The organism is Arthrobacter sp. GmRoot5-12 (genome assembly GCF_059739365.1).
In genome coordinates this window covers 3,610,630-3,629,486 of sequence record NZ_AP046056.1, presented here as the reverse complement: position 1 = coordinate 3,629,486, position 18,857 = coordinate 3,610,630, and the positions used below count along the sequence as shown (strand labels likewise).

At 68.0% G+C, this 18,857-nt stretch carries 16 protein-coding genes; 8 read left to right on the top strand and 8 right to left on the bottom strand.

Going from position 1 to position 18,857, the window contains the following annotated elements:
• Window positions 1-33: 33 nt before the first annotated feature.
• From AC6JAM_RS16770 to AC6JAM_RS16760, 3 genes are all read left to right on the top strand, one after another.
• On the top strand, window positions 34-3,264 hold the full coding sequence (locus AC6JAM_RS16770) for an efflux RND transporter permease subunit (protein WP_056387929.1): 3,231 nt from the start codon (window positions 34-36) through the stop codon (window positions 3,262-3,264).
• Between the two features lie 113 nt (window positions 3,265-3,377).
• Window positions 3,378-4,487, top strand: a complete 1,110-nt coding sequence (locus AC6JAM_RS16765) for an LLM class flavin-dependent oxidoreductase (RefSeq protein WP_497935287.1) — start codon at window positions 3,378-3,380, stop codon at window positions 4,485-4,487.
• Window positions 4,487-4,954: a MarR family winged helix-turn-helix transcriptional regulator gene (locus tag AC6JAM_RS16760; RefSeq protein ID WP_018768351.1), complete on the top strand. Its 468-nt coding sequence runs from the start codon at window positions 4,487-4,489 to the stop codon at window positions 4,952-4,954. The genes AC6JAM_RS16765 and AC6JAM_RS16760 overlap by 1 nt, the downstream gene beginning before the upstream one ends.
• A 75-nt stretch (window positions 4,955-5,029) precedes the next feature.
• Here AC6JAM_RS16760 and AC6JAM_RS16755 read toward each other — a convergent pair whose 3' ends face one another.
• Complete coding sequence (locus AC6JAM_RS16755; protein WP_497935286.1) at window positions 5,030-5,836, bottom strand: transglutaminase-like domain-containing protein; 807 nt, start codon at window positions 5,834-5,836, stop codon at window positions 5,030-5,032.
• Window positions 5,837-5,903: 67 nt separating this feature from the next.
• Window positions 5,904-6,731 carry a hypothetical protein gene (locus AC6JAM_RS16750; RefSeq protein WP_497935285.1) on the bottom strand — a complete coding sequence of 276 codons (828 nt, stop codon included), beginning with the start codon at window positions 6,729-6,731 and terminating at the stop codon, window positions 5,904-5,906.
• A 180-nt stretch (window positions 6,732-6,911) separates the two neighbouring features.
• Between AC6JAM_RS16750 and AC6JAM_RS16745 the strand changes: the two genes are divergently transcribed.
• Together AC6JAM_RS16745 and AC6JAM_RS16740 are read left to right on the top strand one after the other, a co-directional pair.
• Window positions 6,912-7,574, top strand: a complete 663-nt coding sequence (locus tag AC6JAM_RS16745) for a DUF1684 domain-containing protein (protein ID WP_018768354.1) — start codon at window positions 6,912-6,914, stop codon at window positions 7,572-7,574.
• An 86-nt stretch (window positions 7,575-7,660) separates the two neighbouring features.
• Window positions 7,661-8,149 carry a GtrA family protein gene (locus AC6JAM_RS16740; RefSeq protein ID WP_497935284.1) on the top strand — a complete coding sequence of 163 codons (489 nt, stop codon included), beginning with the start codon at window positions 7,661-7,663 and terminating at the stop codon, window positions 8,147-8,149.
• A gap of 14 nt (window positions 8,150-8,163) precedes the next feature.
• Here the strand turns inward: AC6JAM_RS16740 and AC6JAM_RS16735 are convergent, their stop codons facing one another.
• Genes AC6JAM_RS16735 through AC6JAM_RS16715 form a run of 5 tightly spaced genes read right to left on the bottom strand, consistent with a single transcriptional unit; the run spans window position 8,164 to window position 14,058 of the window.
• Window positions 8,164-9,330, bottom strand: a complete 1,167-nt coding sequence (locus AC6JAM_RS16735; RefSeq protein ID WP_018768356.1) for a cysteine desulfurase family protein — start codon at window positions 9,328-9,330, stop codon at window positions 8,164-8,166.
• A 7-nt stretch (window positions 9,331-9,337) separates the two neighbouring features.
• The gene (gene nadC, locus AC6JAM_RS16730; RefSeq protein WP_497935283.1) at window positions 9,338-10,255 is read right to left on the bottom strand and encodes a carboxylating nicotinate-nucleotide diphosphorylase; all 918 of its coding nucleotides are present in this window, start codon (window positions 10,253-10,255) and stop codon (window positions 9,338-9,340) included.
• Window positions 10,248-12,050, bottom strand: a complete 1,803-nt coding sequence (locus AC6JAM_RS16725) for an L-aspartate oxidase (protein ID WP_497935282.1) — start codon at window positions 12,048-12,050, stop codon at window positions 10,248-10,250. Before AC6JAM_RS16725 ends, nadC begins: the two co-directional genes overlap by 8 nt.
• Complete coding sequence (gene nadA / locus AC6JAM_RS16720; protein WP_056387944.1) at window positions 12,050-13,351, bottom strand: quinolinate synthase NadA; 1,302 nt, start codon at window positions 13,349-13,351, stop codon at window positions 12,050-12,052. The genes AC6JAM_RS16725 and nadA overlap by 1 nt, the downstream gene beginning before the upstream one ends.
• Window positions 13,348-14,058, bottom strand: a complete 711-nt coding sequence (locus AC6JAM_RS16715; protein ID WP_018768360.1) for an NUDIX hydrolase — start codon at window positions 14,056-14,058, stop codon at window positions 13,348-13,350. Before AC6JAM_RS16715 ends, nadA begins: the two co-directional genes overlap by 4 nt.
• A 301-nt stretch (window positions 14,059-14,359) precedes the next feature.
• On the opposite strand from AC6JAM_RS16715, the gene AC6JAM_RS16710 reads away from it, so the two are divergent.
• From AC6JAM_RS16710 to AC6JAM_RS16700, 3 genes are all read left to right on the top strand, one after another.
• Window positions 14,360-15,751 (top strand): amino acid permease, encoded by a 1,392-nt coding sequence (locus AC6JAM_RS16710; RefSeq protein ID WP_497935976.1) that lies wholly within the window; start codon window positions 14,360-14,362, stop codon window positions 15,749-15,751.
• Between the two features lie 81 nt (window positions 15,752-15,832).
• Window positions 15,833-16,660 carry an alpha/beta fold hydrolase gene (locus AC6JAM_RS16705; RefSeq protein ID WP_018768363.1) on the top strand — a complete coding sequence of 276 codons (828 nt, stop codon included), beginning with the start codon at window positions 15,833-15,835 and terminating at the stop codon, window positions 16,658-16,660.
• Window positions 16,661-16,763: 103 nt separating this feature from the next.
• Window positions 16,764-17,411: a phosphoribosyltransferase gene (locus AC6JAM_RS16700; RefSeq protein WP_497935281.1), complete on the top strand. Its 648-nt coding sequence runs from the start codon at window positions 16,764-16,766 to the stop codon at window positions 17,409-17,411.
• 78 nt (window positions 17,412-17,489) lie between these two features.
• On the opposite strand, the gene AC6JAM_RS16695 is transcribed toward AC6JAM_RS16700, so the two are convergent.
• Window positions 17,490-18,824 carry an MFS transporter gene (locus tag AC6JAM_RS16695; protein WP_018768365.1) on the bottom strand — a complete coding sequence of 445 codons (1,335 nt, stop codon included), beginning with the start codon at window positions 18,822-18,824 and terminating at the stop codon, window positions 17,490-17,492.
• Window positions 18,825-18,857: the final 33 nt, after the last annotated feature.

The window sequence follows — 18,857 nt, the reverse complement described above, 5'->3', positions numbered from 1 at the left end:
GTACCAGTCACTTAGACCCCCAGGAGACCACCCATGTTCCGGCTGGCGCACCTTTCCCTGGCAAACCGGGCCCTGATCGCACTGATCACCGTGTTCGCCTCGGTCTTCGGCGTGATCACCATGTCATCGCTGAAGCAGGAACTCATCCCTTCCATTGAGTTCCCGCAGATCACGGTGCTCAGCTCCATGCCGGGCGCGTCGCCGGAAGTGGTGGACAAGCAGGTCAGCGGCCCGCTTGAGAAGGCGCTGAACGGCGTGGAGGGGCTGGAATCCACCTCCTCCACGTCACGCACCGGCGTCTCCCAGATCACCATGGTGTTCACGTACGGGTCGAACCTGGACCGGGCCAGGAACCAGATCGACCGGGCCATCTCCAATGCCAAGCGGTCCCTGCCCAGCGATGTCCAGCCGCAGGCCATTGCCGGAAGCATCAGCGACTTCCCCATCGTCTTCCTCGCCGTCTCCTCGGACAAGACGCTCAGCGAGCTGAATGCCGACCTGCAGCGCCTGAGCGTTCCCCGGCTGCAGAAGATCGACGGCGTCCGCAGCGCCGATGTCACCGGCGGCGCATCCCAGCACATCGAGATCCTTCCCAGGGCCGACGCCATGGCAGCGGCGGGTACAGGTGTCACCTCCATCCGGGACGCGCTGTCCAATAACGGCGCGCTGGTCCCCGCCGGGACGCTCCAGGAGCAGGGCAAGACGCTGTCGCTTCAGATTGGCAGCCCGGTGGACTCCCTGGACGCCATCAAGGCACTCCCGCTGGCAGGTGCCAGGAATGGGGCAACAATCGGCTCCGTTGCCGATGTTTCCCTCAAGGATGACGAACGCACCTCCATCACCCGCACCAACGGCGCCGAAACCCTTGCCATCTCCGTGACCAAGAAACCCGAGGGCGACACGGTGGGCATCTCCCATGCGGTGCGGGACTCGCTGAAGGGCCTGGAGGCGGAACTGGGCTCCAACGCCAGGTTCACGCCGGTCTTCGACCAGGCACCCTTCATCGAAAAGTCCATCAAGGACCTCACCACGGAAGGCCTGCTGGGACTGGGCTTCGCCGTCGCCATCATCCTGCTCTTCCTGATGTCCGCCCGCTCCACGCTGGTCACAGCGGTGTCCATTCCGCTGTCCCTGCTGATCACGTTCATCGGCCTGTCGGCCACCGGCTACTCGCTGAACATCCTGACGCTCGGCGCGCTCACCATCGCGATCGGGCGCGTGGTGGACGACTCCATCGTTGTCATCGAAAACATCAAGCGGCACCTCAGCTACGGTGAGGAAAAGTCGACGGCGATCCTCACCGCCATCAGGGAGGTGGCCGGCGCCATCACCGCCTCCACCCTGACCACGGTGGCGGTGTTCCTGCCCATCGCCTTCGTCGGCGAACTGGCCGGCGAACTCTTCCGGCCATTCGCTTTGACCGTGACCATGGCACTGCTGGCGTCGCTGCTGGTGTCGCTGACCATCGTCCCCGTGCTCGCCTACTGGTTCCTAAAAAACCCCAAGGGCGCGGCGGGCAGGGCGCCCGCCGGCTCCCCCGAGGCCCGGCGGATCGCCGAGGAGGCGAAAGCGAAGGCCCACGAAGCCGAACAGCGAAGCCGCCTGCAGCGCGGCTACCTGCCCATCCTCCGGTCCACGCAGAAGCACCCCGTCATCACCCTGGTTGCCGCGGTCCTGGTGCTCGGTGCCACCGGTGCCATGACACCACTGCTTGCCACGAACCTCCTGGGAAACTCGGGACAGAACAGCCTGACCGTACGGCAGGTGCTGCCGGCCGGGACCAGCCTGGCCGACACCAGCGCCGCCGCCATCCGCCTCGAAGAGGTGCTGCGGGGCATTGACGGCATCAAGGACGTCCAGGTGACCTCCGGCAACGCCCAGGCCGGCTTCGCCGCGCTCACCTCCACCGGATCCTCCAACTCCACCTTCACAGTGGTGACAGACGAAAAGGCCAACCAGGAGCGCCTCCAGGAGACAGTTCGCTCAGAGCTTGCGAAGGTGCCCGACTCGGGCAAGGTATCGGTGGGCACCCAGCAGGGCGGCTTCGGCACGTCATCCACCGTGGACATCACGCTGAAGGCTGCCAGCAGCGCCGACCTGCAGGCCGCCAGCGACACCATGGTCGCGGCCATGACGGGCGTGCCCGGCACCAGCGAAGTTGCCAGCAACCTGGCCGCCAGCAACCCTGTGGTGCAGGTCAAGGTGGACAGGGCCAAAGCCGTCGCCGCCGGCCTGAACGAGCAACAGGTGGCCGGGGTCCTGGCATCGACCATCAGCCCCATCCCTGCGGGCACGGTCCGGATCGATACCAACGATTTTCCCGTCCGCATCGGCCAGGGCACCAAGTTCACCAGCATCGACGCCGTCCGGAACATCCCGCTGCCCGCAGGCGGCCGGCCTGTAACGCTGGGAAGCATCGCGTCCGTGGAGCAGGTGGACGTCCCCGTCTCCATCACCGCCAGCAATGGCGAGCGGACCGCCAAGGTGTCCATCACGCCGTCGGGCTCCAACCTGGGCGCGGTGAACACGGAAGTCCAGAAGCGCCTGGCGGACGTCCAGCTGCCCGCCGGCGTCACCGCGGCGATCGGCGGCGCCACCACCCAGCAGGCAGAATCGTTCCGGCAGCTGGGCCTGGCCCTGCTGGCAGCCATCGCCATTGTCTACGTGATCATGGTGGCCACCTTCAAGTCGCTCGTCCAGCCGCTGATCCTGCTGGTCTCGGTTCCGTTCGCTGCGACCGGCGCGGTGGCCCTGCTGCTGCTCACCGGAGTGCCCCTGGGCCTGCCGTCGCTCATCGGCATGCTGATGCTGGTGGGCATCGTGGTTACCAACGCCATCGTGCTGATCGACCTGATCAACCAGTACCGGCAGCCGCGCGACGGCAGGCCCGGCATGAACGTGGCGGACGCCATCATCAACGGCGCACGCCAGCGCCTCCGCCCCATCCTGATGACGGCCCTTGCCACGGTCTTCGCCCTGACGCCGATGGCCCTGGGCATCACGGGCGGTGGCGGGTTCATCTCGCAGCCGCTGGCCGTGGTGGTGATCGGCGGGCTGGTGTCCTCCACCGCACTGACCCTGATCCTGGTCCCGGTGCTGTACCGGCTGGTGGAGGGACGGCGCGAGAAAAAGGCACTCCTGCGCGACCTGCAGGCCCGCCCCGAAATGGGACCGGGTGCCGACCTCGACGCCGAATTCATGGACTGGACCACCGGCCAGGTCCCCAAGGTCAGCGGCCGGCGCGCCGCTCCCGGCGCAGACTAAACGGCGGAATATTTCCGGCGTGGCTGCGTTGTATCCGGCGATAGATGCAAATGCATCTAAATTGGTTTACACTGGAGCCAAGCCCAGCAAGTCCAGGAACGGAAAGGCACGCCATGCAGATCGGTGTTTTCAGCGTCAGCGACATCACCACGGACCCCACCACGGGCCGCACCCCCACCGAGCACGAACGCATCAAGGCCTCGGTGGCCATCGCCAAAAAGGTCGAGGAAATCGGCATGGATGTCTACGCCCTGGGCGAGCACCACAACCGGCCCTTCTTCTCCTCCTCACCCACCACCACCCTCGCGTACATTGCAGCCCAGACCGAACGGATCATCCTCTCCACGGCCACCACGCTGATCACCACCAATGACCCGGTGAAGATCGCCGAGGACTTCGCCATGCTCCAGCACCTGTCCGACGGGCGCGTGGACCTGGTCCTGGGCCGCGGCAACACCGCCCCGGTGTACCCGTGGTTCGGCAAGAACATCCAGGACGGCGTGGAGCTGGCCATCGAGAACTACAGCCTCCTGCGCAAGCTGTGGGACGAGGACACCGTCAACTGGTCCGGCAAGTTCCGCACCCCGCTGCAGAACTTCACCTCCACGCCCCGGCCGCTCGACGGCGTGGCCCCCTTCGTGTGGCACGGCTCCATCCGTACCCCGCAGATCGCGGAGGTGGCCGCGTACTTCGGCGACGGCTTCTTCGCCAACAACATCTTCTGGCCCAAGGAGCACTACCAGCAGCTGATCGGCCTCTACCGCGAGCGGTACGAGCACTACGGACACGGCAAGGCGGACCAGGCGATCGTCGGGCTCGGCGGCCAGTTCTTCATGCGGAAGAACTCCCAGGAGGCGGTAAACGAATTCCGCCCATACTTCGACAACGCCCCCGTGTACGGCCACGGACCGTCCCTGGAGGACTTCACCTCCCAGACCCCGCTGACCGTGGGCAGCCCGCAGGAAGTCATCGAGAAGACCCTGACCTTCCGCGAGCAGTTCGGCGACTACCAGCGCCAGCTGTTCCTGATCGACCATGCCGGCCTGCCGCTGAAGACCGTCCTGGAGCAGCTGGACCTGTTCGGCGAGGAAGTCCTGCCCGTGCTCCGCAAGGAGTACGCGGCCCTCAAGCCAGCGCACGTTCCCGAGCCGCCCACCCACGCCGGCCGTGTCGCCGCCCTGCTGGCATCGCAGGACGCCGACAAAGCCACCGCGGAGGCGTGATGGCTGCGGGAGGAACGGAATCTCCGGTGCGGCTGGCAGCCGAAACCTGGGAGTCCCTGTTCCGCGCCCAGGTAGCGGTGATGCGCAAGCTGCAGTCCGGGCGGGCTTTCCGGAAGCTGGCGGTCAACGAATACGACGTCCTGTTCACGCTCTCCCGGTGCCCGTCCGGCTGGCTGCGGCTCAACGAGCTCAACGACAACGTGCTGTTGAGCCAGTCCAGCCTGAGCAGGCTGGTGGAGCGGCTCGAAAAGCGGGGGCTTGTGGCCAGAATGCCGGCCCCCGAGGACGGCCGCGGCATCCTGCTGAAGCTGACCGACGAGGGGCGGGAGCTGCAGAAGGAAATCGGCCGCGAGCACGTCCGGGACATTTCCGCGCTGGTGGGTCCCGCCCTGACGGCCGCGGAGCAGAAGGAACTGAAGCGGCTCACGGACAAGCTGCGAAGTTCGCTGGGTCCCCTTCCGCGGTAGCAGGCGGCTTCCCGGCGGCCGCACGGGCCGGCCGAACAGGACGGCCCGTGCCGGGTGGACAGCCAGGACGGACAGTCAGCCGAGCGCCACCAGCCGGGAGGGATCCTCGCCGGGCAGGTCCCCGTCAACCACGGCCGTGACGCGCAGCTGGTTCAACACCAGGCTTCCACCCACCGTGGAAAGGAACGCCGTGTCTGATGAGTCGCGGCCGGCGGTAATGCGCAGCATCGACTCCCGCGGCGCGAGCCCCGTGGGGTCGATGACGTGCCAGGCCCCCTCCACGTAGGCTTCCGCCACGGCGTGGAAATCCATCGGGCTCAGGCCCGGTGCGTAGACGGCCGCCAGCCGGGCCGGGATGTCCTTGGAGCGGAGCAGCGCGATGGCCAGGTGCGCAAAGTCCCGGCACACGCCGCGCCTGCTGAGGAGGGTCTCCACGGCACCGTCCGTGCCGCGGGAGGAGCCGCTGATGTACCGCAGTTCACCGTTGACCCAGTCGCGGACGGCGCGCACCAGGTCCGCTCCCTGGACCCCTTCGAACTCGGCATAGGCCGTGGGCAGCAGCCGGTCCGACTCGGCATACCGGCTGGGGCGGACGTAGCGGATCCGCTCGGCCAGGGTGGCGTCTTCCGGAACGGCGCGGCCCGCCACCATGGCGGAATAGTCCACGCTGACGTCGGTGGGTTGGGCAAACTCCATGTAGTGGAACCGGCCGCCGTGGTGGTCGGAAACTTCCGTGACAGGAACCTCGGCCCCGCCGGCAGTGACGGAGAGGGACTCCGTGAAGGATGAGTAGCCGCTGTTCCGTGCTACGGCGATGGCCATGGCCACCTTGGTGTTGGCGATGGTCCTGAAGGCCAGGCGTGCGGAAACAGAGCGTTCCATGTCTCTCCGGGGGTGTTGGGGGGAAGGTAAGTCGCACACCCCGCACTTGTGAGTGCCGGCGGCGGGACTAGTTTTTGACCTTCAGCGACATTAGCATCCGCTGCACGTTGGCGAAGTCAGCGCTTTCGTTGACGTACTGGGCGGCCTGGCCAAGGGTGTCGAAGGCCTTCGCCGGTGCCACTTTCTCATCCGGCGCAAAGGCTTTGAGGGTCACCAGGTCGCCGAACGAGTAGTCCCCCTTGCCGGCCGGACCACGAACCACGTTGCGCAGCCCGCACGCCTGCCCGTCTGTTCCGCCCACCAGGTTGGTGATGCCGTAGGAACCGAAGTAGCGGTACCCCTGGATCACCCTGTAGACCATCCGCGGCGGGATGGTTCCCTCCCCGCCCGGGACGGAGAGCTCAAAAGGCACGCTGCTGATCACGGTGTACGGGTGCCGTGCGTTGTCGGGACAGTCGACGTTCGACGGCGGCAGTCCGGTCCGGAGCGCGGCGACGAAGGTTCCGTCGGGCTTCTTCACCTCAATCTTCAGCCCACCGGGAAGCACGCCTTCCTCGGGCGCCACCGACTGCGCGATCCAGTCCGCCGGCAGGTCGAAGCTCACCGTCCTGGCAGGATCCGAGTATGTCTTCCAGGAAGCGGCGGTGGCCGCCCCCTGCGGCTCGCCGGCAGTTGCGGAGGCAGGGGCCGGGACGGTGCCGCCGGCGTCCGTTGACGCCGACGCCGTTCCGGATGTTGGCCCGGGCGCTGCAGATCCGGAGATTGCTGCCCCGGAGGTTGCCGGCTGTGCCGTCCAGCCCGGGCCGGCCGGTGATCCGGAGCAACCCGTCAGCAGGACCACGGCGGCCACCAGTGACATCCGGGGAAGAGCGCTCAATACTTCCTTGCCTGTCATGGAAGCCAGCCTAATAGCGGCACGGCTCCTCTCCGGGCCGGCACGGCGGTGTTTCCTGCGCTTGCGAACGGTGTTCCGTGGCCCCCTCTGCCGGGCGCCGGCCACCCGTTCCCCCGGGCACATACCCGGCGTGTCGCCGTCGGACGGCTGCCACGCTGCCCGGGGACTAGGCTGGGGGTTATGGCGGAAGAGCAGCACGGCGCAGCCGAAGACAACCCGGCGGACATCTCCGCCCTGGATATCGCCGACTGGCGGCTGAGGACCTTTGCGCTCTACGACACCGTCCGCCGGCTCTCGGTTGAAAGCCCGTCCGAGGCACACTCGTACTGGCGCCACCAGCGTGACATGATGTTCGCCACCCACCCGGCTTCTGCGCTGACCGCCGCGGGCAAGGCGCGCTTCTCCGGGCTGAAGACCGCCGACTACGATCCCATCTACCGGTTCCACGTGCCCTTGACCAAAGAGGGTGCCGGCCGCGAGATGAGCGTCGACACCGGGACCGACGGCGTGGTGCACTTTGTCCGGCTGGGCACCTTCGATTTGCCCGAAATGGGCCAGCTTGCGGTGTGGAAGCTCCACGGGTACGGCGGCGGGATCTTCGTTCCATTCCGCGATGCCACGGCAGGCCAGCCCGGCGGCACCTACGGGGCGGGTCGCTACCTGATCGACACCATCAAGGGCGCCTTCCACGGCGTAGCCGGCACCGGCCCGGGCGCCATGTTCGTCCTGGATTTCAATTTCGCCTACAACCCCTCCTGCGCCTACAACGAGGCCTGGGCCTGCCCGCTGCCCGGGCCCTCCAACCGGCTGGCAGTGGAAATTCCCGTGGGCGAGCTGTACTGACGGATGGCGGTTCGTCCTGGGCGCCCTGTGCGCATCTCCTGCTTCCCCCCTGCCCGCGGCGCTGACCGTCCTGCCGGTGCCGCCGGATGAGGGAGGGACTGTCCGCACCAGCAGTACCGGAGACCAGCACCCGGCGCCTGCCTGCCACCAGGCATTACCGGGGAGTCCTGCGCTATCCGGTCATCCGGCAGTTGCTCCGCTTCTCCGGTGTCGGCGTCATCTGCACCGCTGCATCACTGTGCCTCTACGCGCTGCTGCGGCCATGGCTTGGCGCCCAGCTGGCCAACGCGGTGGCGCTGGTCCTCACGTCGCTCTTGAACACTGCCTTGAACCGCCGGCTGACGTTCAAGATCGCAGGCCAGCAGCGCCGCACCCGTGACCACCTCAACGGCGTGGTGGTGATCGCCGTGGCCCTGGTGATCACCGGCAGCAGCCTGGGTGTGCTGCACTGGTTCAATCCGGAGGCCACCGTGGCGGACGAACTGCTGGCCACCACGTTGTCCGGCTTCCTGGCCACGGCGGTGCGCTTCAGCATGCTGCGGCACTGGATTTTCCGCCGCGCGCGGCACCGCTGACCAGGCAGCGACGGTCAGCGGCCTTTGCCCGCGCCCAGGTTCTTGACACTGGCGACGGCGGCCCGCACCGCGTCCGCAGCCACGTCCAGTTCCTCCCGGGTTACCGATGCGTCGAAACTGAACCGGACCGCTGTCTGCGCCACTTCGGCGGAAATTCCCAGCGCGGTAAGCACGGGCGACGGCGCATCCGAGCCGGCAGCGCAGGCTGAACCGCTGGAGCAGACCACGCCGCTCCGTTCCAGCTCCAGCAGCACAGACTCGCCGCTGGTTCCGGGGAAGCAGAATGATGCTACGGAGGGCAGCCGTTCGGAGGGGTGGCCGGTCAGGACAGCGTCCGGCACCGCGGCCAGCACGGCAGCGATGAAACGGTCCCGCAGGGCGGCCACCCTTGGCTGCTGGCCGGCCTGCCGGCCGTGGGCCAGCGTGAGGGCCGTGGCCAGCCCCACCGCCCCGGCCACGTTTTCCGTCCCCGAGCGGCGGCCCCTTTCCTGGCCGCCACCGTGAATGACCGGTTCCAGCCGCGTACGGCTCCGGACGAAGAGCAGGCCGCAGCCTTTGGGCGCCCCCAGCTTGTGCCCGGAGATGCTCATGGCGTCCACGCCCAGGGCCTTGGTGTCCAGCGGCAGCCATCCGGCGGCCTGGACGGCATCCGTATGGAAGGGGATTCCGTGGTGGTGGGCGAGTTCTGCGAGCGCGGCGATGGGCTGGACGGTGCCCACCTCATTGTTGGCGTACATGATGCTGACCAGCGCGGTCTCCGGGCACAGCACCCCGGCCAGCGCATCAGGGGTGACCTGGCCGGTTGCGTCGACCGGCACCACGTCCACCACGAAGCCGTGGAAACGCTCCAGGTAGCGCGCGGATTCCTCCACGGCCGGATGTTCGACGGCGCTGATCACCACCCGGTTCCAATGCGGGTTTGCCGCCTGCCGGGCCAGGGCAATGCCCTTGACGGCCAGGTTGTCCGCTTCCGTTCCCCCGGAAGTGAACACGACCTCGCCCTGCCGGCAGCCAAGGACGCCGGCCACCGCTGCCCGCGCCCCCGCGAGCGCCGCAGCTGCCGCCTCACCAAGGGTGTGGTGGCTGGAGGGGTTCCCGAAGGAGCCGGTGAGGTAAGGCCACATGGCGTCCAGTACTTCGCGGCGGACGGGGGTGGTGGCGGCGGCGTCGAGGAAGATCATGGCGTGCTCACCGGGCGGTCAGTTCGACGTCGAGGCCCAGGTCCAGTGCGGCCACGGTGTGCGTCAGTGCCCCCACGGAGATTACGTCCACCCCTGTGGCGGCAATCGCCGCGACGGTGCCGGGGTTGACGTTGCCGCTTGCTTCCACGCGGGCGCGACCGGCCACGAGGGCCACGCCGGCCTTCAGCTCCTCAACCGTGAAGTTGTCCAGCATGATGGTGTCCACGCCGGCGGCCAGCACGGGCTCGATCTGCTCCATGCTGTCCACTTCCACTTCAAAGTGGGTGGTGTGCCCCAGCTGGGCTTTGGCGGCCAGCAGGAGCCCGGTGAGCTTTGCCGGGTCTCCCCCGGTCATCACGGCCAGGTGGTTGTCCTTGGCCAGCACCGCGTCGGACAGGCTGTACCGGTGGTTTGCGCCGCCGCCGCACCGTACGGCGAACCGTTCCAGCACGCGCAGGCCCGGCGTGGTCTTGCGCGTGTCGGTGATGCGCGCCCGGGTCCCCTCGGCGAGCCGGACGAACGCGGCGGTCTTGGTGGCGATGGCGGACATCCGCTGGACCAGGTTGAGCGCCACGCGTTCTGCCATCAGCACCGAACGGGCGCTGCCGGTGACCCTCGCAAGGTGCGTGCCGGCGTGGAACGCTTCCCCGTCCGCCACGAGCAGCTCCACCTGGGTGGCGGGATCCACCAGCTGCATCGCGTCGCGGAACACTGTTGCGCCGCTGAGGACCCCGGCCACCCGGGCATTGAGGACGGCCGTGGCGCGGGCCGAGGCGGGAATGAGCAGTTGCGAGGTGATGTCGCCGGAGGGTGCATCCTCGGCGAAGGCCCGTTCCAGGATCTCCCTGACCGGTGCCGCGGGAAGGGTGAGGTCCAGTGCGGGGCGCAGGGTGGCTGCCTGGTCGATCACGGCGGGTTCAGTCATGGAGCAGGCTCGCTTTCGGGCGCGGAGGGTAAGTGGTTTCAGGGTCTGCGGGATCATCACTGCGGTAGTGCGCCCCGAGGGATTCGCGGCGGCCAAGGGCGCCGTCGACGAGCAGCTGGGCGGCCAGCAGCAGGTTCCGGTCCTCAAGCACGGCAGGGCCGGCAGAGGGCGAGTCAGCATGGGGACGGACGACGGCGGCCCACCGGTCAAGAGTGGAAGCAGCCTCAGCCAACAATTCCCCGGACCGCAAAACCCCGGCATGCGAGGTCATCAACCGCCGAAGGGCGCCCCGCGAAAACGCCTTCCCGGCCTCCCCGCCCCCGCCGAAGTTGGACGGCAGGCTCCCGAGCGGACCACCTGGCCGGTCCGCCGCGCCTTCTGCGGCAGCACCCAAGGGGACCCGACAAACGTCGACTGAGGGTGCTCCGGAAGCGAGCGTCAAGGGGAGGCCGGCAGCGGCCGAGACAGCGAGCGGAGGAGCGCCGTCAGGCGACACCCAAGGAAGCGCGTCACCGCAGAGGAAGTCTTCGACAGCGCGGCGGCCGAAGACGAGTCCTTCGAGGAGGGAGTTGCTGGCCAGCCGGTTTGCCCCTTGGACGCCGGTGCACGCAACTTCACCGGCTGCGTAGAGCCCGGGGACGGTGGTGCGGGCGTGGAGGTCGGTGGTTACGCCGCCCATCCAGTAGTGGGCGGCAGGTGCGACGGGGACCAGTTCGCGGGTCCAGTCGATACCGGCGTCCAGGGTCTTGCGGGTGAGGGTGGGGAACCGCTGTTGGAGGAACCCGTTGCCCCTGGCCTGTTCGATGGCGCGGGCGTCGAGGTAGACGTGGCCGTTGGGGTCACCGAGTTTAGCGAGGTGGAGGGCGATGCTGCGTGAGACGACATCGCGGGGTGCCAGTTCGGCGTCTGGGTGGTAGGCCTTCATGAAGCGCCGGCCGTTGGAGTCGAGCAGGACGGCGCCTTCGCCGCGGACGGCTTCGGAGATCAGCAGGGGTCCGTCCAGGCGTCCGGGGTGGGCGGTGGCGGAGCTGACCAGGCAGGTGGGGTGGAACTGGAAGAATTCGAGGTCTGCCGTGGCTGCGCCGGCGCGGACGGCGAGCGCCAGGCCGTCGGCGGTGGCCACGGCGGGGTTGGTGGTTTGGGCGAACAACTGGCCGGCTCCTCCGGTGGCGAGCAGGACGGCGTCCACGTCCAGGCTGAGGTTGCGGCCGTCCTGGTGGTATTCGACCCCGCTCACATTCCCGTCGCGGGTGGTGAGGGCTGTGACGTGGGCTTCCGTGAGGAGCGTCAACTTACCCGCGTCCCGCAGGGACAGGACCGCCTGGATCAGTGCACCGGCGACGCGCGCGCCCGTGGCGTCCCCTCCTGCGTGCAGGATGCGCGGGGCACTGTGTGCTGCCTCGAGCCCAAGGGCCGGGCCGCCGTCGTGCCTTGCGTCACCGTGGCCCGCTCCAGCTGGCCCCGCGTCAAACGCCACCCCGTAGCGCTGGAGGCCGGCGATGTCCTGCCGTGCCTGCGTGCACATCAGCCGGACGGCGTCCTCGTTGCAGTGCCCCGCCCCTGCCCGGAGCGTGTCCGCGATGTGCGCGGCAACGGTGTCCCCCGGCGCAGGTTCGGCGAGCACGGCGGAGATGCCGCCCTGCGCGTACCAGGTGTTGCTGTGCTCCAGTGCGCCTTTGGTCACCAGCACCACGTCGGCGCCGGCATCTGCGGCAAGCAGGGCGGCGTAAAGTCCCGCGATGCCGCTTCCGACGACGGCGAGCCGGCGGGCGGGTGCGTCGGGCCCGCGGCGCATCAGGGCCTCGCAGCGAGCATGCGCTCGAGCGCCGTCCTGGCGTTGGCCTGCACATCGTCAGCCACCGTGATGCGGTTGACGATGCGGCCGGCCACCAGTTCCTCCAGCACCCAGGCAAGGTAACCGGGGTGGATGCGGTACATCGTGGAGCAGGGGCAGATCACCGGGTCCAGGCAGAAGATGGTGTGCTGCGGGTATTCGGCGGCGAGCCGGTTCACCATGTTGATTTCGGTGCCGATGGCGAACGTGGTGGGCTCGGTGGCTGCGGCGATGGCTTTCTTGATGAAGTCGGTGGAGCCGGCGGAATCGGCGGCGTCCACCACTTCCATGGGGCATTCGGGGTGCACGATCACCTGCACGCCGGGGAAATCGGCGCGGGCCTTCTCGATCTGGGCTACGTTGAAGCGCTTGTGCACGGAGCAGAACCCGTGCCAGAGGATCACCCGGGAGTCGAGCAGCGCCTGTTCGTCGTTGCCGCCGAGGTCCTTGCGCGGGTTCCACATGGGCATCTGCCCAAGCGGTACGCCCAGGGCCTTGGCGGTGTTGCGGCCGAGGTGCTGGTCGGGGAAGAACAGCACCCGCTGGCCGCGCTGGAACGCCCACTCCAGGACGGTCCTGGCGTTGGAGGAGGTGCAGACGATGCCGCCGTGCTCGCCGCAGAAAGCCTTCAGGGCTGCGGAGGAATTCATGTAGGTGACGGGGATGACCGGAACCCGGCCGTCGGCGTCGGGCTCGGTGCCGAAGATCTCCGCCAGCTGCTCCCAGCATTCCTCCACGGAGTCCGCGTCCGCCATGTCGGCCATGGAGCAGCCGGCGGCGAGGTTGGGCAGGATGACCGCCTGCTCCGGGGTGGAGAGAATGTCCGCGGTTTCGGCCATGAAATGGACCCCGCAGAAGACGATCGCCTCGGCCTCCGGCCTGGTGAGTGCCGCGTTGGCGAGCTGGAAGGAGTCACCCACGAAGTCGGCGTACTGGATCACCTCGTCGCGCTGGTAGAAGTGGCCCAGGATGACGGCGCGTTCCCCCAGTTCGGCTTTGGCGGCTTTGATCCGTTCGCCGAGTTCGGCGTCGCTGGCCCGCTTGTATTCCTCGGGGAGCTGGCCCTGGCGCGGGGTGGTGGCGGGGGCGGGGTCGGCGCTGGATGCACCCGGGCCGTAGGCGGGGACACCCGCCAGCGCCTCGGCCAGGTCGTAGTCCCAGGGTCCGCTCGCCAGTGCCGGGCTGCAGGTGCTGCGTTCGGCTGCGCCTTTTTCGGCCTGTTCGCGCGTGATCAGCTGGATTGCCGTGTTGACGCTGCTCATGGTGTGCTCCTGTTGTCTGGGTCAAGGCCTGGCCGGCCGGTGTAGCGGTAGAGGCGTGGCGGACGGTGTTTCCCGCCTTGGAGGTATTCCCCGGTTTCTTCGATTTCCGGGGTGGATTTGAGTTGCCGGCGGAAGTTGGCGGGATCCAGTTCGCGGTCCAGGACAGCTTCGTAGACTTCGCGGACCTGGGCTAGGGTGAAGTACTCGCCCAGCAGGTGGTACGCCACTGAGCCGTAGGCCAGCTTGTTGCGCAGTCGCCCGAGGGCGTAGTCAACGATCGCGTTGTGGTCGAAGGCCAGCCCGCCCAGGCGGTCCGCGCGGAACCACCGCACGTTCTCGGATTCGTCGGCGAGCGCAGCCTCCGTGGGCTGGACCAGGGCCCAGTACACGATGGAGACCACGCGCTGCGTGGGTGAGCGGTGCAGGCCGCCGAAGGCGTACAGCTGCTCAAGGTAGCGGGGCGCCAGGCCTGTGGTCTCCCGCAGGTTCCTGGCCGCGGCGTCCTGGAGCGACTCCTCATGGCTGAGGGGGCCGCCCGGCAGTGCCCACAGCCCCTTGAAGGGCTCACGGATGCGCCGCACCAGGGGCAGCCACAGCGTGGGACGGCCCGACGTTTCACTGGGCCGCAGGGCGAAGATCACCGTGGAAATGGCCAGCGACGGCGGCGCGGCCTGCCGCTCAGACACGTTTGCCGAGCTGTAGTACACGTTCCACCGCCTCTCGTCGTGCCCATCGCCGGATGCGGCGGTTCTTCACAGTTATGGTCAACTTGACCAAAACTAATTCTACGACCAGCGGCGCAGGAATGGGAAATGTTTCTGCTGCCGCCTGGGGACGCCGGAACGGTCCAGGGTCCAGGGCGCGCCCGCCCTTCTCCCCTGGCGGTTCTTCCTGCCGTTTTTGGGCGGCTCCTCGAAGCCGGTAAATTCAAAAGGTCCCACAAGGACCCCCGGACCATCCGGACCGGACTGTCGAACCAGCCCCAGAAGGTGCACCATCCCAATGACGATGAAGTCTGGCCGGACCATGTCCGCCGCAGCCCCGCCCAAGACGCCGGCAAGCCACAGCATGAAGCCGCGCCAGCTCACCATGATGGGGCTGGGCAGTGCCATCGGCGCAGGCTTGTTCCTGGGATCGGGTGCCGGGGTCCAGGCCGCCGGACCGGCAGTCCTCATCTCCTACCTGGTGGCCGGCACGCTGATCATCCTGGTGATGTGGGCCTTGGGCGAAATGGCGGCCGCCAACCCGAACAGCGGCGCCTTTTCCGTTTACGCCGGGCGGGCCATGGGGCGTACGGCCGGGGCCACCATCGGATGGCTGTGGTGGCTGCAGCTGGTGGTGGTGATCGCGGCCGAGGCACTGGGCGCCGCCGGGCTGCTGTTCTCCGTCTGGCCCATGATCCCGGCCTGGGCGCTGGCGCTGCTGTTCATGGTGGTGTTTACCGGCATCAACCTGGCCGGTGTCCGGAACTTCGGTGAGTTCGAGTTCTGGTTCGCCATCCTCAAGGTGGCCGTCATCGTGCTGTTCCTTGCAGTGGGGGCCGCTTTGCTCCTGGGGCTGCTGCCCGGCGTCGACTCCCCGGGAGCCGGAAACCTTACCGGCAACTTTGCTCCCCAGGGTCTGGGCGGCGTTGCGGCGGCCCTGTTCGTGGTGATCTTCGCATTCGGCGGGACGGAAATCGTCTCGGTGGCCGCGGCCGAAACCGAGGACCCGGAACGCAGCGTGGGCAAGGCCATCCGGACCGTGGTGTGGCGCATCCTGGTGTTCTACATCGGCTCCGTCTTCGTCATCGCCGCCGTCCTCCCCGCCACGTCCAGCAGCCTGGCCTCGCCCTTCGCCGGGGTGCTGGATGCGGCCCGGATCCCCGGTGCGTCCACCGCCATCACCCTGGTGGCCGTCGTCGCACTTCTCTCGGCACTGAACGCCAACCTCTATGGCGCGTCCCGCATGGTGTACTCCCTGGCGCAGCGCGGTGAAGCGCCGCGCGTCCTGACCCGCCTCAACGGCGCCGCCGTGCCCCTGGCCGCAGTGGCGGTATCGGTGGCCTTCGGCTTCATCGCCACCGTCCTGGAGCTGTTGTTCCCGGACCGGATCCTGCCCGCCCTGTTCCAGCTGGTGGGATCGACATGCCTGGTGGTCTGGGGCAGCGCCCTGGTCTCCCAGTTGATCCTGCGCCGCCGGGCAGACCGGGACGGAATCCCGCTTCCGCTGCGGATGAAGGGCTTTCCCGGCCTGACCATCCTGGGCCTGGTCCTCCTTGGGGTGATTTTCGCCGTCGGCCTCAGCGCGGAGAGCAGCCGGGTGCAGCTTTTCAGCACCTTCGCCCTGGTTGCCGGCATCGCGCTGGCGTGTGCTGCCGGGGCCCGCCTCACCGGCAGGGACCAGCCTGCCAACAGGTAGAGTGGTGCGTACCTTTCCAAGGAAGACGCACCGACGCGCCGGGCCCGCCCAGGCGCCGTACCTGATTGGGGAACTGACACCATGAGCGGCAGGCACACCGGACAGCAGCACGCGCACACCGTTGAAGGCACCGACCCCCAGCTGTATGTGGCGGTCCATGAGCCCGCAAACGATGCCGGCCTGCGGCCGGTCCTGCTGCTGCACGGCTTCTCCTCCTCCTCCAAGCTCAATTGGGAGGACACCGGCTGGGTGTCGGCGCTGCTCGAGGCCGGCCGCCGGGTCATCACCGTGGACCTTCCCGGCCACGGCCGCAGCGGCGCGCCGGAGGACCGTGACTCCTACTCCCCCAGCAGGATCAGGGCGGACCTGCTCCAGGCGGCGTTCGACGCCGGCGTCCACCCCCTGCAGGACGGCGACCCTTCCAGCGGGCTGGACGTCGTGGGCTACTCCCTGGGATCCAGGCTCGCCTGGGAGTTCGCCGCAACCCAGCCCGAGCTGGTGCACCGGCTGGTGCTCGGCGGCCCCAACGACTCCGACCCCCTTGCTGCATTCGACCTCATCGCCGCCCAGGACTACCTTGCGGACGGGACACCGATCCAGGACGAATCAACCGCCCAGCTCCTGAAGATGGCATTGCTGCTGCCGAACAACAACATCTTCGCGCTGCTGTCCCTGGTGGAGGCCATCAAGGCCGAGCCCTACGACCCCGCCGAGGCAGTCCCCCATGTTCCCATGCTGCTGGTGGCGGGCGACAAGGACGAACGCGCTGCGATCCTGCCCAGGCTCGCCGAGCTGGCCCGCGGCGCCGGTTCCATGGTCGAACAGCTGGTCCTCCCGGGCCGGAACCACACCAACGCCATCACCAGCAGGGCCTTCAAGCAGGCCGCCATCTCGTTCCTGTCCGTCTAGGCAGGGCCCGGGTCTTGCTGGAAAGCCTGGCCCCGGGCTGAAACCGCCAGGGCATCCAGCAGTACGCTGGGGGCAGGCAGGCCGCAGTTGCCGGGAGGGACAGATGGGTACGCGTTTCGAAGACCGCACTGACGCCGGCCACCGCCTGGCCGCTGCGCTTGGACAGTTCCGGGAACAGCCGGGCACCGTGGTCCTGGGCCTGGCGCGCGGCGGTATTCCTGTCGCCGCGGCTGCAGCGGCTGCCCTCGACCTGCCCCTGGGCGCCGTCCTGGTGCGCAAGCTGGGTATTCCGGGTCACGAGGAAACCGCCTTTGGGGCGCTGGCCTGGGCGCAAGGGCGCACGGTCCGGTTGATCAACAAGCCGTTGCTGGAACGCGTCCTTGACCACGGCGTGCAGCAGGAATGGCTGGATGACGTTGAGAGGCGCGAACGGGACGAACTGCTCCGCCGGGTGGAGCTGTATCCGGAAACCGGCATCGACGTGGCGGACAGGACCGTCCTCCTGGTTGATGACGGCCTGGCCACGGGCGCCACGATGCGTGCCGCCGTCGAAGCCATGCGGGAGGGCGGCGCGGCTGCCGTGGTGGCGGCAGCTCCCGTGGGATCGATCGACGCCGAAGCCTCGCTTGAGCGGGTGTGCGAAGCCGTGGTGTGCCTGCACCTGCCGGGAAGATTCCGGGCTGTTGGAAGCTATTACCGGCACTTTGGGCAGTTGAGCGACGACGACGCGGTCAGGCTGCTGGCGCACTAGGCCGCCCGGAAGCACAGAGGCCCGGACCTTGCGGTCCGGGCCTGCAGTCCTGCCCACGTCGTCCGGGGGCGATGGGGATCAGTGGTGGTTGCTGACGCCCAGCGGGCGGCCCTTGGTTTCCTTGGCCAGCACCACGCCGACGGCCGAAATGACGCAGAGGACCATGATGTAGATGCCGATCGAACCGGTCCACTTGGTGGCCTGCAGCAGTGACTCGGCAATGGTGGCCGCGAAGGCGCCGCCCAGGATGGCGCCGAAGGCGTAGCCGATGGAGATGCCGGAGTACCTGACGTTGGCGGGGAACATCTCTGCATACATGGCCGACATGGGACCGTAGGACAGGCCCAGGCCGATGGTCAGGACGAACAGGGCGACGCCGTAGAGCAGGATGTTCTTGGTGTCGATGAGGGCGAACATGGGGATCATCCAGGCAAAGACGATGGCGTAGCCGGTGAGGAAGGTCTTCACGCGGCCGATCCGGTCCGACAGCCAGCCGCCCACCAGGGTGAAGATCAGCCAGCCAAAGGACGCCAGGGTGGTGGCCAGGAGGATCTGCGGGGTGGGCATCTTCAGGGTCTTGGTCGCGTAGGAGATGAAGAACGCGATCAGCAGGTACCCGGCGGCGTTGTTGCCGATGAAGATCAGGGTGGAGTACAGGACGGGCAGTTTGTGGTTCCGGATCAGCTCGCCCAGCGGCGCTTTGCTTTCCTTCTTCCGCAGGGCCATCTCCTGGAAGACGGGGCTCTCGGCGACTGCGCGGCGGATCAGGTAGCCCACCACGATCAGGACGATGGAGAGCAGGAACGGCACGCGCCAGCCCCATGCCGCGAAGTCTTCCTTGGACATGCCGGTGTTGAGGAAGTAGAGCAGGCCGGTGGCCAGGATCATGCCTACGGGTACGCCGATCTGCGGGTAGGCTCCGAACAGGCCGCGGCGGCTGATGGGTGCATGCTCAACAGCCATCAGGGCGGCGCCGCCCCATTCCCCGCCGGCCGAGAAGCCCTGGATGACGCGCAGCAGGATCAGCAGGATGGGAGCCCAGGCACCGATCTGCGCATACGTGGGGAGCATGCCGATCAGGGCCGTCGCGGCGCCCATCATGACCAGGGTGAAGACCAGCATCGCCTTACGCCCCAGTCGGTCGCCCAGGTGTCCGGCGACAACAGCGCCGAGCGGGCGGAACAGGAAGCTGATGCCGATGAGGGCAAACGAGAGGATCTGCGCCAGGCCCGGGTTGGACTCGTTCAGCGGTGCCAGGAACAGCGGCGACAGCAGCGTTGCGGTCAGCTGGGCAAAGATGAAGAAGTCGTACCACTCGATGGTGGTGCCGACGAGGGTGCCGGCGAGGACCTTGCGTTCCTCCCGCCGGCTGCTGGGACCGGCGGGGGTATCCACCTTGGAAGGTGTGGTCATTGAAACTCCATTGTTTATTGGGCAGCAGTGCCA